The 14,622-nt window shown below is 43.2% G+C and carries 14 protein-coding genes, 1 pseudogene and 1 CRISPR repeat array; of the genes and pseudogenes, 11 read left to right on the top strand and 4 right to left on the bottom strand.

The window, feature by feature from the left end; all coding sequences use genetic code 11:
• From cas1 to M3085_RS01790, 5 genes are all read left to right on the top strand, one after another.
• The gene (gene cas1 / locus M3085_RS01810; RefSeq protein ID WP_178255980.1) at positions 1 to 945 is read left to right on the top strand and encodes a type II CRISPR-associated endonuclease Cas1; all 945 of its coding nucleotides are present in this window, start codon (positions 1 to 3) and stop codon (positions 943 to 945) included.
• On the top strand, positions 932 to 1,264 hold the full coding sequence (gene cas2 / locus M3085_RS01805) for a CRISPR-associated endonuclease Cas2 (RefSeq protein ID WP_178255981.1): 333 nt from the start codon (positions 932 to 934) through the stop codon (positions 1,262 to 1,264). The genes cas1 and cas2 overlap by 14 nt, the downstream gene beginning before the upstream one ends.
• Before the next feature lie 108 nt (positions 1,265 to 1,372).
• A CRISPR array of direct repeats spans positions 1,373 to 2,953; the repeat unit is 47 nt; unit sequence GCTGTTTCCAATAGGACAAAGATACTAATTTGAAAGCAAATCACAAC.
• 778 nt (positions 2,954 to 3,731) lie between these two features.
• Entirely contained in the window at positions 3,732 to 4,160 is a 429-nt protein-coding gene (locus tag M3085_RS01800) for a hypothetical protein (protein WP_191710489.1), read from the top strand.
• Positions 4,161 to 4,281: 121 nt separating this feature from the next.
• On the top strand, positions 4,282 to 5,205 hold the full coding sequence (locus M3085_RS01795) for a helix-turn-helix domain-containing protein (RefSeq protein WP_249052164.1): 924 nt from the start codon (positions 4,282 to 4,284) through the stop codon (positions 5,203 to 5,205).
• Positions 5,156 to 5,434, top strand: coding sequence for a hypothetical protein (locus M3085_RS01790; RefSeq protein ID WP_249052279.1), 279 nt, complete (start codon positions 5,156 to 5,158; stop codon positions 5,432 to 5,434). Before M3085_RS01795 ends, M3085_RS01790 begins: the two co-directional genes overlap by 50 nt.
• An 11-nt stretch (positions 5,435 to 5,445) precedes the next feature.
• Here M3085_RS01790 and M3085_RS01785 read toward each other — a convergent pair.
• The 4 genes and pseudogenes from M3085_RS01785 to M3085_RS01770 all read right to left on the bottom strand — a co-directional run.
• Positions 5,446 to 5,580, bottom strand: a pseudogene (locus tag M3085_RS01785) (carboxymuconolactone decarboxylase family protein); the annotation flags it as partial.
• A gap of 45 nt (positions 5,581 to 5,625) precedes the next feature.
• Positions 5,626 to 6,273 carry a flavodoxin family protein gene (locus M3085_RS01780; protein ID WP_249052162.1) on the bottom strand — a complete coding sequence of 216 codons (648 nt, stop codon included), beginning with the start codon at positions 6,271 to 6,273 and terminating at the stop codon, positions 5,626 to 5,628.
• A 37-nt stretch (positions 6,274 to 6,310) separates the two neighbouring features.
• Positions 6,311 to 6,679, bottom strand: coding sequence for a cyclophilin-like fold protein (locus M3085_RS01775; RefSeq protein ID WP_225230972.1), 369 nt, complete (start codon positions 6,677 to 6,679; stop codon positions 6,311 to 6,313).
• Positions 6,680 to 6,828: 149 nt separating this feature from the next.
• On the bottom strand, positions 6,829 to 6,978 hold the full coding sequence (locus M3085_RS01770) for a hypothetical protein (protein WP_178255666.1): 150 nt from the start codon (positions 6,976 to 6,978) through the stop codon (positions 6,829 to 6,831).
• A 634-nt stretch (positions 6,979 to 7,612) separates the two neighbouring features.
• Here M3085_RS01770 and M3085_RS01765 point away from each other — a divergent pair.
• The 6 genes from M3085_RS01765 to M3085_RS01745 all read left to right on the top strand — a co-directional run.
• Positions 7,613 to 9,424: a fimbrillin family protein gene (locus tag M3085_RS01765; RefSeq protein WP_317239265.1), complete on the top strand. Its 1,812-nt coding sequence runs from the start codon at positions 7,613 to 7,615 to the stop codon at positions 9,422 to 9,424.
• Between the two features lie 3 nt (positions 9,425 to 9,427).
• Positions 9,428 to 10,216 carry a hypothetical protein gene (locus tag M3085_RS13880; RefSeq protein WP_317239264.1) on the top strand — a complete coding sequence of 263 codons (789 nt, stop codon included), beginning with the start codon at positions 9,428 to 9,430 and terminating at the stop codon, positions 10,214 to 10,216.
• Between the two features lie 249 nt (positions 10,217 to 10,465).
• Positions 10,466 to 11,749: a site-specific integrase gene (locus M3085_RS01760; RefSeq protein ID WP_249052161.1), complete on the top strand. Its 1,284-nt coding sequence runs from the start codon at positions 10,466 to 10,468 to the stop codon at positions 11,747 to 11,749.
• 69 nt (positions 11,750 to 11,818) lie between these two features.
• Complete coding sequence (locus M3085_RS01755; protein WP_249052160.1) at positions 11,819 to 13,114, top strand: YhcG family protein; 1,296 nt, start codon at positions 11,819 to 11,821, stop codon at positions 13,112 to 13,114.
• Positions 13,115 to 13,121: 7 nt separating this feature from the next.
• Positions 13,122 to 14,141 (top strand): hypothetical protein, encoded by a 1,020-nt coding sequence (locus M3085_RS01750; protein ID WP_249052159.1) that lies wholly within the window; start codon positions 13,122 to 13,124, stop codon positions 14,139 to 14,141.
• 223 nt (positions 14,142 to 14,364) lie between these two features.
• The coding region (locus M3085_RS01745) for a DUF3853 family protein (protein WP_249052158.1) at positions 14,365 to 14,622 on the top strand (258 nt) is incomplete at its 3' end.

Genomic DNA, 14,622 nt, shown 5'->3' with positions numbered 1-14,622 from the left:
ATGATTAAGAAAACTCTTTATTTCAGCAATCCTGCTTATTTGTCATTACGTAACGCCCAATTAGTAATCAAACTTCCGGAAGTGGAGAATAATCCTTCGCTTCCGGATACAATGAAATGTCAATCTTTGGTAACGAAGCCGATAGAAGACATTGGATTGGTGATTTTAGATCATCGGCAGATTACGATTACCTCCGGTGTTATTGAGGCATTATTGGAGAATAATAGTGCATTGATAACATGCGACAGTAAAAGTATGCCTGTAGGATTGATGTTACCTTTGTATGGTAACACTACTCAAAACGAGCGTTACCGGAAACAATTAGAAGCCTCCTTGCCTCTGAGAAAACAATTGTGGCAACAAACGGTTCAGGCTAAGATAACTAATCAGGCTGCAGTATTGTCTGCTTGTACAGGAGACATGTCAAAATGTATGTATATATGGGCAAACGAAGTACGGAGTGGTGATCCTGAAAATTTAGAAGCTCGTGCTGCTGCTTATTATTGGAAAAACTTATTTTCAGATATAACTGGTTTTACTCGAGAGCGTGAAGGAGTTCCACCCAATAATTTACTCAATTATGGTTATGCGATTCTACGTGCGGTGGTAGCGCGCGGGTTGGTTATTAGTGGATTATTGCCAACGTTAGGTATTCATCATCATAATCGTTATAATGCCTATTGTCTGGCAGATGATATCATGGAACCTTACCGTCCATTTGTAGATCGGTTGGTTTTTGATCTATATCTCAAATACGGAGCTGATGTTTTGTTGACAAAAGAAATTAAAATAGCTTTGCTTTCAATCCCAACTATTGAAGTAAATATTAATAGGAAGCGTAGTCCTCTCATGGTTGCTGTATCTCAAACTACCGCTTCTCTTTACAAATGTTTTACAGGCGAATTACGTAGAATTGTTTATCCGGATTTTAATGGATCGTTTTAGTGAATATCGGGTTATGTGGGTATTGGTTCTTTTTGATTTACCTACGGAAACAAAGAAAGATAAAAAGGCTTATATGGATTTTCGCAAGAATTTACAGCGAGATGGCTTTACTATGTTTCAGTTTTCCATTTACGTTCGTCATTGTGCGAGTAGTGAGAACGCAGCGGTACATATTAAAAGAGTAAAATCTTTTCTTCCTGAGTTTGGGCAGGTAGGTATTCTTTGTATAACGGATAAGCAATTTGCGCAGATAGAAGTTTTTTACGGAAAAAAGCCGCAAGGAGTAAAGACTCCAGGACAGCAGTTAGAACTATTTTGAAATCATAAATCCCGCCTCTTTAGACGGGGTTTATGATTGGAAACGCATTTTTTTCTTTTTCTAAAAATACTTGTAATAGACTGAATATTAGTGTATTCTTTATATTCAGCTGTTTCCAATAGGACAAAGATACTAATTTGAAAGCAAATCACAACAAATCCATACATTTTTGCATTTTGGGCTAGCTGTTTCCAATAGGACAAAGATACTAATTTGAAAGCAAATCACAACGACTCCTGATGATAATCCGAATGTTTCTTTGCTGTTTCCAATAGGACAAAGATACTAATTTGAAAGCAAATCACAACTTTTGTATCTCATGTTTGTATAGCTCTGAAGCTGTTTCCAATAGGACAAAGATACTAATTTGAAAGCAAATCACAACTGCCGTGTCTTGGTTATCTACCCGTGTTCCGCTGTTTCCAATAGGACAAAGATACTAATTTGAAAGCAAATCACAACCTGTTCGCTCTTATTCCGTTGGCTATCACCGCTGTTTCCAATAGGACAAAGATACTAATTTGAAAGCAAATCACAACTAATAATGCAACTTTCAAAACGTCACCGTTGCTGTTTCCAATAGGACAAAGATACTAATTTGAAAGCAAATCACAACAACAGGTTACGAAATCTATTCGTTTGCAGAGCTGTTTCCAATAGGACAAAGATACTAATTTGAAAGCAAATCACAACCATTTGTTACCTTTTTCTAAAGAGTTAATGCTGTTTCCAATAGGACAAAGATACTAATTTGAAAGCAAATCACAACATTGTTAATAACTGCGTTCCACTGCGTGTTGCTGTTTCCAATAGGACAAAGATACTAATTTGAAAGCAAATCACAACGGGTCGTATTGCTCTCTCAGGTGGTACTTTGCTGTTTCCAATAGGACAAAGATACTAATTTGAAAGCAAATCACAACAGAATGCTATGGATTCTATTCGCTTGGAAGCTGTTTCCAATAGGACAAAGATACTAATTTGAAAGCAAATCACAACATAGTTTGTGTAATTCCACATGTCTTTTTGGCTGTTTCCAATAGGACAAAGATACTAATTTGAAAGCAAATCACAACCCTTGAAAAAGTGACACGCCTATGTACGAAGCTGTTTCCAATAGGACAAAGATACTAATTTGAAAGCAAATCACAACGCTTCTTCAACTCTTCCGGCTTCAATATCCGCTGTTTCCAATAGGACAAAGATACTAATTTGAAAGCAAATCACAACGCTTCTTCAACTCTTCCGGCTTCAATATCCGCTGTTTCCAATAGGACAAAGATACTAATTTGAAAGCAAATCACAACATGCAAAATCAGATTACAGCCTCTGAACTTGCTGTTTCCAATAGGACAAAGATACTAATTTGAAAGCAAATCACAACCACTTTTCCCGAAGGGTAGCGTGGCTTCAGCTGTTTCCAATAGGACAAAGATACTAATTTGAAAGCAAATCACAACCGCGTTCACGAAAACGGTCAAAATTATACGCTGTTTCCAATAGGACAAAGATACTAATTTGAAAGCAAATCACAACACGATGTAAGCAGTCCTGAAACAGCAAAAGGCTGTTTCCAATAGGACAAAGATACTAATTTGAAAGCAAATCACAACCCTTGTAGGTTGCCGGGGAAGACACTCCCGCTGTTTCCAATAGGACAAAGATACTAATTTGAAAGCAAATCACAACACAGTTTCTTGAATTCTGAAATATTCATGGTGAATTGTTTGATAATTGGTTTTTAATAACTATATTTGCCTACACAGAAGGCATTGCCCGCAGTTGTCCCGCGCGAAAGCACACAGGGAAGAGACGGGGCAGTGCCTTTTTACGTTATAGCAGCCTCATGAAATGCAGGGCTGTTTCCAATAAGACAAAGATACTAATTTGAAAGCAAATCATACCTATATGAAAAGGAGGATATGAGACCAACGTCGATGGGGCTGCTGGCAAAAAAAAACGCTGAGATATGTCCTTGCGTCCGTCCGGCCCGTAAAGGGAAGCCAGCCCGTGGCTCTCCGCCAGTCCGGATTGGATAGCCGGTGTCATATCCCAACTTGGGGTTCATCCTGCCTGCGCGCTGTCATTATCAGCCTTCACGTGGCCCCATCGCCCCCGAGGTGTTGGCACGCTTGATTACTCCGCTCAGTCAGGACTTCGTCACAAATATACAATTTTAAAATTGAATGACAAATGAATAACACCGAAGATCCGTGTATATGAAGTTCTTTTCAATGAAGTTAAAGGTGGATAAGTCTATCATCCCCTCCCTCCCGCTTGTTCGAGAGCTTGAAAAACGCTAACGGTAGAACAGGGTAACAGTATGGGTAGAAATGGGTAACGCATCCGCATGGAATGAGTAACACTAACGGTTGCGTTTTTGAGGGGGATATATACGGCTTTCTTTTGGTTTTTCCTTTGATAATCGTTACTTTTGCTTTTGGTAATTTTTGTAAACAAATGAGTTATGGATGTCTCAAGCTGGTTTAAAGGTTTTGAAAAAGGATTGGAAAAACTGTCGGGTGAAGAGAGGGAGCGGCTTTTCTTTGAATGTGGTAAAAATTGTGTGAAGAATGGCGTACTTTCTGTTTATGAAGAACTTTACGAGAAGGCTGGGGGTGATATGGATGTTTTCTTCCTGAAAGCAAACGATTTATCGGGAGTGGAAAGTGAGGTGGTAGAGAAGGGTAGGGTGTATGGTCTTACTTTCTTGGAATGTACTTGCGGGTTATATAAGGAAGGCTATGTTACTTCGCCTTTGTTGTGTGAATGTTCTCGTCAAAGCGTAATTTATGCTTTGCATCATTTGTGGAAAAGTCACCAGTTTCGTGTTACGCTTTGTCAGTCTATTTTACAAGGAGCAAGGTGCTGTAAGTTGAAAATTGAGGTTCTGTGATTACGGAAAAACACATTTTACTGATCTTTATACCCATTTTACTGAAAGGCTTTGCGGATGTGCCTGTTAATCAGGGAAAATCAATATCTTTGGGATGATTTCATGAAAAATGCAGGACGTTATGGGCGAAATATTGAATTTGAATACGATACACGATTATAATGTGTTTTTGGGACTGGAAACGTTGAATCCGCTGGTGAGTTTTGTGGATTTGTCGAGAGTAGAAGTGTTGGTTCACCGCCGCAAGTGTTTCAACTTTTACGGCATCTTTCTCAAGGAGAAGATTCACGGACCGCTGGTTTACGGACGAAGCAAGTACGATTATCAGGAAGGTACGCTCGTGTTCGTTGCGCCCGGACAGGTGGCTGGCATTGACGACGACGGGGAAACCATACATCCGCAAGGTTATGCCCTGCTGTTTCATCCTGACTTGATTCGAGGTACGTCGCTTGCCCGCAGAATGAAAGAGTATACTTTCTTCTCATACGAAGTGAACGAAGCCCTACACATGTCGGAGCGTGAGCGTCAGACCGTGTTCAACTGTTTCGGCGAGATAGAAGAAGAGCTGCAACACACCATCGACAAACACAGCCGTTCCATCATCGTCTCCAATATCGAGGTGTTGCTCAACCATTGCCTCCGCTTTTACGATCGCCAGTTTGCTACCCGCGAAGCCATCAACAGTGACGTTCTTACCCGCTTCGAGACGCTGTTAGACGGTTATTTCGATACAGAGAAACCGGTTGAACTGGGGCTGCCTTCTGTGGCATGGTGTGCCGACCAGCTTCATTTCTCCGCCAATTATTTCGGCGATTTGGTGAAGAAGCAGACAGGCAAATCAGCGATAGAATACATCCATCTTGCCATTATCAATAAGGTAAAAGACCGCTTGCTGGAAACCAATAAGACGGTGAGTGAAATAGCTTACGAAACCGGCTTTCAATATCCGCATCATCTTAGCAGGTTATTTAAGAAAGTGGCAGGATGTACTCCCAATGAATACCGGAATAGCATCGTTCGTGGCGGGATATCGGAAAGCAGATGACTTGTTTTCCATTGATGAACCGGCAGTGAAGCTGGTGGCAACTCTTGCTGGCTCATCAATGGGAAAATGGTTTTATTTGATTCTCAGGTTCGGAATAAGCGGTTGGGTATCGGTAAGTACCAAGTTTTCTACCATTTCTATTAATATAGAGAGTACCGCGCGTATAGATTTCGCTAAAGAAATAATCTGTCAGAAAGCGCGATACATCTTCATTCAGATTACCGGGTAACGGTGCGGTGAGTACATGGCTTCACGCAGTTCGACGGGAGTAACCCCTACATTGAGTGCAGCCCCGGCATGAGCTTTTAGCTGTGGAAGTGTCTGCATCATAGCAAGGGTAACACAAGTTATCATCTCGCGTTGTTTTAGGCTCAGGAAAGAATACGATTGCGATAATATATTTCTTCATTATGGTGTTGGTTATATACTTTTCCCTAATCGATAAGCCTGTTCTCCGTAATGCGTGTTGCGTATTGATCCTGCCGTCCATACGCCCGAAGCTACTACCTCGCCCACGCTTTCCCATCCGAGATATTCCATCAGCGTGTGGTAATGTAGAAGCATAGGCTCGGCTTCTTTCTTTTCGGTGTCGGCGTAAGTCATTAAGAAAGCAGCTTTCTTGTAATGACCTTTAATCTGTCCGTTGATGGCATAAAAGCGGTCTATCACCCGTTTCATTTGTGCCGAAATACCGAAATAATACATTGGCGTGGCGAATACCACCATGTCAGATTCTATCAGGTGCGGACGTAACTCGTTGAAATCATCTTTTATGATACACGGGCCGTCCATTCCGCAGCGGTTGCAGGCACGGCATGGCTCTACTTGCTTAAATGCACAGTCGAAACGGAATATTTCATGTCCCTTTTCTTGTGCCCCTTTAATAAACTGTTCTGCCAGATAAGCAGAATTTCCATTCCGGCGGGGACTTCCGGTTAACACTGTTATCTTCATTTTGCCATTATTTTTAGTATTCAAGTTTTCTACAGCTTTCACCAAGCCGCTGCCCAAGACAACACTTCCGGCAGCCGCAAGCAGTGATTTGCGGAAAAAGTCTCTACGTTCCATCAGTTCAGGTTGTATTTCATGGTCGGTTTGTAAGAAACTATCGGTTTAATGAGAGGGTAACGGTAACGTTGCCATTTCCTAAAGCCGATTTTAAGTGCGCAGCGTTAGCGTTGTCTATCTTACCTATCCGTGTGAAATTCCACGAATTGGTATCGTAATAAATTACTAAATATTTGCCTTGATAAAGAATGATATCGCCGGGACCGGTTGTCGTCTGTCGGTCATTGCGCGGAAGGTTTGTTCCCAGCGGTCCGACTTTTTCCATATTCCCGTAATCTTCCATTTCGATTGTGATATCTCCTTTTGAAAGCAGTTCCATTAAGCCTTTTGCCGACGAATTGTCAGTGAGTGTAGCGGTAAATGTTTCGCCGTTTTTGATTGTTAGTTTGATTGAATTTCTTTCCATATATTTGTGATTTTTGTCGTTTATTCCATCCGATAGTCCGAACACCGATGAACTTATTGATACGATGGTGAACAATAGTATTATTACTCTCATGAACTTCATAACCTTGTGTATTTTTTAATCCTCACATCTCTTTGAGTCTTGTAGATTTATTTTCCCATAGTCTCTTTTACTTGTTTCAATAAGTCGGGAATATCCAAATGCTGCGGACACGGTATGCACCGGCACAATCCGCCGCTTGTTTCGATAGCTTTTTTAGCCGCCCATACATTTACTTTGTCGCCGTGTACCCGATTCATGCAGAAACTACCGAAACATTTTCATATTATCTTCCATCGTCTTATCTTTTCTGCAAAGATAACCCACATTCAAGTTCAGGTCTGTAACCTATTTACTGAGGTTTGTACCTCATTTACAGATTATATCTTTCAGGTGATGTGGTAATATTTGCTCAAAGTATTCGGCATTTTAATAGCCTTCTCCTCTGTTTCTTCGTTTGAGTATGCCGATACCTTTGCTAAAGCACACATAGCCTATCTCTTAATAAATTCTCCGCCGCTATGCCCTGAAAAAACGCTACCGTTAGTGTTATCCATCCCATGCGGTAGTGTTAAGAGGTTCTACCCATAGCGTTGCCCGGTTCTACCCATAGAATTTTTCGAGCCTCCGGATAGGCTGGAGAAGGCTTAATAAACTGTTTTCATTTTCGTGTGTGCTTCACATGATAACGAGCCAAGACAGCTGCTGAACGCAGCTCCTTTAAACCTTGAATTAGAATCTTGAGTATAAGGGTACTGTCAGATGTATATCGGAAAACAATATAACATTCTTATTTTTAGAGATATAACAAAAGAAAATGTACATGCCCCATATTTTATGAGATTCTTATATCGGTTTATATTTGTTACGATAAAATCAAATATGACTGACTGTATGAATAATCTTATAAAACATTACTTTTTCTCACTTGTCTTTTTAGGTTTGTGCTTCATGATTTCTTGTACAGATGACGATGAAATGATACGTGTCTCAGACAGTATCAGGTTTATATCGGATGTTCAGAATACATGGTTTTCCGTCGGAACAAGGGGAACAACAGAAGACACGCATCCGTCTGCCTCTCTCTTGAAGACTGACGGCATGAATCTCCTTTACCTGCACACCCTCTATACTGACAGCATAGAGCCTCTGTCTGCGAATAATACAATCCCGTCCACCCGTGCCACCCCGGTAAATGTCGGCAACATGTACGAAACGTTCGGAGTGTCGGCCTATTCCTATACGGGTGAATGGAACGGCACGCAAACCCCTAATTACATGTATGACGTTCTTGTCAGCAAAACCGGAGACTCGTGGATGCCATCATCCAGCAATTACTGGCCCGGCAGTGCCTATAAGATGAAATTCTTTGCCTATGCTCCGAAGGGTAATGAGGCTTACCGCCTTTCCGGTCGGGAAGCATCCGGAGCGCCGACCATTACTTGTACGATACCTGATGATGTGACCAATCAACAGGACCTGCTTGTGGCAGCATCCGATGAGCTCCCGGGCAATTCCAACACTTCGGTCGCTCTTACTTTCCGCCACGCATTGACTGCCGTGAGATTCGTATGCGGTAGCGACATGAAGGCGGGTACTATAAAAAGCGTAACGCTGAAAGGAGTGAATTCCACAGGTACTTATAACTTCGGCACACATACATGGAGCGGTATCGGTGCGGTGAAGGACTTTTCCCAAACGCTGGGCAAGGCTTCCAGTGGAACACCGAACGAAGCCATCACTACAGAGGCGCAAACCTTCATGATGGTTCCGCAGACGCTCCCCGACGGTGCGGTGATCGAGGTGGTTTTCAACGACGGAACAGAACATATCCTGACCGGGAATATAGGAAAACAAGTGTGGCCGATGGGAAAAACTGTAACCTACAAAATATCCACCACTTCCGTCAACTGGGACTACGTGCTCACCGTCAACGGTCCTGCCGACTTTACCTATGCCGGAGAGACGAAAACCTACAGAGTGACCAGTTACCGGCAAAACAGTCAGGGGAAAAAAGAACCCGTAAAATGGAAGGCACAGTTCTCTACCGATGATGGAAAGACGTGGAGCGATGCAAGACCCGACTGGCTCACCGCATTCACGGCAAGTGGTGTGGGCAGTACGACCGCAGCATCCCTCAACGCGACGGTTGGCGCACAGACAGGCACAACGGATAGTCCGCATACAAGGATATTAAGAGAACAGAGGGTCGGGCAGGGAACGGAAAAAGCACCGTACAACTTGGCAAACGGGCAAGGTGGACCCGCGATTGAAAATACTGCCAACTGTTATGTGATAGATGCTCCGGGATATTATTCATTTCCGCTGGTTTATGGCAATGCGATCAAAGACGGAGCGACCAATAGTTCCGCGTATAGCTCTGCTGCCCCATCAAGCCCCAACATTCTGAACCCGCTCATCAACCATGCAGGAGCCGGTATTACCGGTCCTTATCTCACGGACAACGGATGTGTTCCCGCAAAAGCGGAACTGGTTTGGCAAGATGCCCCCTCGCTGGTCAGCGAAATAAAATACAATGCCGGAAGCAATGGCGGTAACATCTCTTTCAAGGTGGACCAGAACACCATACAGCAAGGCAATGCGGTGATTGCAGTCAAGGATGCCTCGGGCGACGTCCTCTGGTCTTGGCACATTTGGGTGACAGACGAAGATGTAGACAATGTTATTGAAGTGACCAATCACTAGAATGTGGAATACAGCTTCATGCCGGTTCCCCTCGGATGGTGTGATGGAGAGACCGTCACCTATGAGGCGCGTAACTGCAAAGTGCGTTTTACAGCCGGTGAACAGACATCTGATATTGTCGTTTCCCAAAAAAGCTCAATCGTCACAATCGGTGGTAATCATCCCTATTACCAATGGGGACGCAAGGACCCGTTCCGTCCGTCCAACGGTGTGAACGGCAATAAAATATGGTATGATGTAAACGGCACATCTTCTGCCAATAATGTAAAAGTGGAGTCATTCTCGTATGGAGCAGAATGTATCAGGAACTATATACTTAAACCTGATGTAATGCAAAAGAATAAAGAGGGAGACAATGCCTACTACAACCTATGGGACGCCGACAACAATACGTATTCTACCAATGACAATCAGGTCGTCAAAACCATTTACAATCCCTGCCCTGTCGGTTTCAAACTTCCTGCCAGCAATGCATTTACGGGATTTACAACAACAGGAAGCAGCAGCTCTACTGCTTATCCAGCCAATGGTACTTGGGACAGTACGCGCAATGGTTGGAACTTCTACGCCCAAGCCAACAGGACCGGACAACAGATTTTCTTTCCTGCATCGGGTACTCGAAACTATATCGACGGCAAGGTTAGCCTCATTAACAGCGACGGCTTCTATTGGTCGACTGGACCGCACAACCAAAGTAGCGGGTGGCGCCTGAACTTCAGGTCGTCGTATGTGAACCCTTTGGGCAACTACTACCGTTCTGCCGGGTACGGTCTACGTCCTGTTCAAGAATAGCCGTTTTTACGGCGGAATAAACATAGGATATAAAAACAAAAAAACCGCTGAACTTTCAGCGGTTCTTCTTGTTGGAAGCGGAGAGAGAGGCTCTCGAACCTGTGCTATCTCAAAATATCATACAATCGCAAATACCTATTAATAACCAGCTTATTACAATCATAATTAAATCTAAATATTATTGAATATCGCTCGCTATTTCAATTTTTGGGTGTATATTTGGGTGCAGAATTTCAAATACACCCACTCATGAACATCAAACGAAACATCATTTTTGCACCTGAAAGCCGCAAAAAGAACGGAGTTCCAATCGTGGAGAACGTTCCCATCCGTATGCGTGTCATATACGCAAGCCACCGCATCGAGTTTACAACCGGCTACCGCATTGATGTAGCCAAGTGGGATGCAGACAAGCAGCGTGTAAAGAACGGATGTACCAATAAGTTAAAGCAAAGCGCATCCGAAATCAATGCGGATTTGCTAAGATACTATGCCGAAATTCAAAACGTGTTCAAAGAATTTGAGGTACAGGAAACCATGCCGACCACCCAACAATTGAAAGATGCGTTCAATCTGAAAATGAAAAATAACAACGAGGAGCAGCAGGAAGATACTAAAATAAGTTTTTGGGAGGTATTTGATGAGTTTGTCAAGGAATGTGGCAATCAGAACAACTGGACAGAATCCACATACGAAAAATTTGCAGCCGTAAAAAATCACCTGAAAGAGTTCAAAGAAAATGTGACTTTTGAGCATTTCGATGAGTTCGGACTAAACGAGTATGTTAACTTCTTGCGTGACAAAAAAGACATGAGAAACAGTACCATCGGCAAACAGATAGGATTCCTCAAATGGTTCCTGCGATGGAGCTTCAAAAAGGGATATAATCAAAACATTGCATACGATACATTCAAACCGAAATTGAAAACCACCTCAAAGAAAGTAATCTTTCTGACATGGGACGAATTGAATAGACTGAAAGACTATCAGATACCCAAAGACAAACAATATCTGGAACGTGTCAGGGATGTTTTTCTGTTCTGCTGCTTTACGAGTCTAAGGTATTCGGATGTCCGTAACTTGAAGCGAAGTGACGTCAAATCCGACCACATAGAAGTTACTACCGTCAAAACGGCGGACAGCCTAAACATAGAGCTGAACAAATACAGCAAAGCCATACTTGAAAAATACAAGGACATTCACTTTGAGGACAACATGGCACTGCCAGTCATCAGCAATCAGAAAATGAATGATTATCTGAAAGAGTTGGGCGAGCTTGCCGAAATCAACGAGCCTGTAAGGGAAACATATTATAAAGGAAATGAACGTATAGATGAAGTTACGCCAAAGTACGCATTGTTAAGTACCCATGCCGGACGAAGGACATTCATTTGTAACGCCTTGGCTCTCGGTATCCCGGCACAAGTGGTCATGAAATGGACGGGACATAGTGATTATAAAGCCATGAAACCCTACATTGACATCGCAGATGACATCAAGGCAAATGCAATGAATAAATTCAACCAACTATAAAAACAATCAGCAAGTTTCACGGTATGCCTGTTATTGGGCATATCTTTGTAACTTTCAATACATACAACAATGAGCAACAACGATAACAACATAGAGAAAAGAAGTTTCGAGGCTTTCGTCAATGCCATCGGTTCAGAAATTGAACAGGCGCAAGTCCGGCTCATCAGTGCCGCCAATGCGCAGATGCTGTTCCACTACTGGAAGATGGGCAATTACATATTGTACCACCAGAACCGACAAGGCTGGGGCGGCAAGGTCATCAAGAGACTGGCGCAGGCGATACGGTTCAGTTATCCCGAAAAGAAAGGATATTCGGTCAGGAACTTGGCTTATATGTGCCAGTTCGCACGCTCCTATCCATTGGGCGCATTACGGAGTTTTATAGAAACCGATACGAAATTACTTGCTCCAAGTGTGCAGAAAATCACGGATGAACTTCAAAGCCTGAACAATATGACATTTACGCAAGAGCCTCTTGCGCAAATTCAATCTTCAGACAACAAGGAAGTTGCAATTGTGCAAGAACCTCTTGCACAAATTCAGGATGTAGCCCAAACAGTCGCTGCCGCTTACCAAATAGCGATTGAGGACATAGAAAAACTGTTCCTGGCATCACCTGTTGCAAGAATCAATTGGGCAAGCCATGTGATTCTGCTGAACAGTTCCCTTCCGTTGGGTGTCGATTACTGGTATATGAAGCAATCCGTGGAAATGGGCTGGAGCAGCAATACTCTTAAAATGCAGATTGAAAGCAAATTGTACGAAAGGCAAATCAACAGCCACAAGGTCAATAATTTTACCGCCACGCTTCCTGCGCCCCAAAGCGACCTTGCCAACTACCTGTTGAAAGACCCGTATATTTTTGACTTGGCGGAAGCCAAAGAACGTGCGGACGAAAGGGACATAGAGGAACAACTGGTGAAGCACGTCACCCGCTATCTGCTGGAAATGGGCAGCGGATTCGCCTTTGTCGCAAGGCAGAAGCATTTCCAGATTGGCGACAGCGATTTCTATGCCGACCTAATCCTGTATAACATAAAACTCCATGCCTATGTGGTCGTGGAACTGAAAGCTACCCCGTTCAAACCGGAATACGCCGGGCAGTTGAACTTCTACATCAATGTGGTGGACGACAAACTTAGGGGAGAGAATGACAACAAGACCATCGGGCTGCTGTTGTGCAAAGGCAAGGATGAGATTGTCGCACAATATGCGCTGACCGGCTATGACCAGCCTATCGGCATCAGCGATTATCAGCTCAGCAAGGCTGTGCCGGAAAACCTGAAATCGGCACTGCCGAGCATAGAACAGGTGGAAGAAGAACTGACGATGCTTCTTGACAATGAAAAGAACAGACAAAAGTAGGACACCTATGGCAGACAATATACAGACGATGATTCCCCGATACGGGGAACTCAACAGAATATACAGGGACTATATAGACAACAGCACTTTTTCTTTTGACAGGCAGAAATTTATTTCCGATTTCTGTCAGCAGTACAATGACATGAAATCTTTTGAAGCCGCCATCCTTGAACTGGTGCTTGACAGGCAAAAAGAACAATACACCCTGATACTCAACAGCCTGAAAACTGAAATAGAAAAGAGCATACAGGCTTATGAAACACGCCCCATAAGTAACAGTGCCATAGAGCGTGTCTGCCATCAGCACATGGAAAGGTATTCCCTTGAAATTGAAGCCCAGCTGGATGTCACAAGAAGTCTGAACAAGCCGCTGAATGAAGCCAACAACAGGTATGATTCCATTGGCTACCGGGAACATACTGCCGAAGAGGAAAAACAGGCAGAAAAAGAATATGAACGCTGCAAGGCTGAATATGACAGGGAAAAAGCCAGACTGAACGAACTCTATGACCTGCAAAAGGCTGCAAGAAATGAGGCATTCCAATATATGAAGAACCGTTGTGCGGACATATACCGCCAAAGCTGTCTTTTTCTGGATATATTGAAGAAATACATTCCTGACGGGAAACGACAGGACGAGCCGGGCAAACCGGTCAGCCAGCAGGAAACAACAACGGAACGACACGAATACTTCAGCATGAAATTACTTTCGCTCATTCATGAGGTATGTGTGGGAGAACAGTTCGAAGAAATTTCCGCACCGGATTTCTATGCCAACATGAACCTGCACCCCTGCAACTGCAAGCTGAAAACCAAACCGAGAGAGAAGATACGTGTATGTTATCTGATATTCCTCATGAGCGAAAAGCTCCCCAAACAGGACAGGGACAAATGGAAAGCCGGAATACTGAAACTGCTGGATATTGATGACAGCTACTACAAGTCAAAGTACAAGGAGCCAGTTTCTGATTTCCCCAGTGACAGCAACCAGAATTTCGCCAAGGAAATGGAACATATATTCAGATAATCCGTGATATATCCTGATTCTTTACGAAAGTTCCACTTTTACCACTCAAATTAATTTTTGAGTGGTATTTTTATTTTCTGATATTCAATAAGATACAACGAAATTCGGATTATATCATCCCCATCCTTACCACCCGTATCCATATCTAATTTTGCATCGTTCGAGAACAGAAATAACAGCCAGTGCGCAGGGCTGATTGTTTAACGACTAATTAGATTGGACTATGACAAATATCCAAGAATTATTATCCAAACCCGTCTGGCAGATGACAGGCGAAGAGTTCATCATGTTAAGCAGGCACGCATCCGGTCAGCCGGAAGCGCAGCCGCAGCCCGTAACGGACACAGGCAGGAAGTATGTGTACGGAATACTCGGCATAGCCAAGCTGTTCGGGTGCAGCCTGCCTACCGCCAACCGCATAAAGAAAAGCGGAAAAATAGACAAGGCCATCACCCAGATAGGGCGCAAGATTATCGTGGAT

Origin of the sequence: Bacteroides caecicola, assembly GCF_023337095.1 — a bacterium.
GTDB classification, from domain to species: domain Bacteria; phylum Bacteroidota; class Bacteroidia; order Bacteroidales; family Bacteroidaceae; genus Phocaeicola; species Phocaeicola gallinarum.
This window is presented reverse-complemented; position numbering and strand designations above follow the sequence as displayed.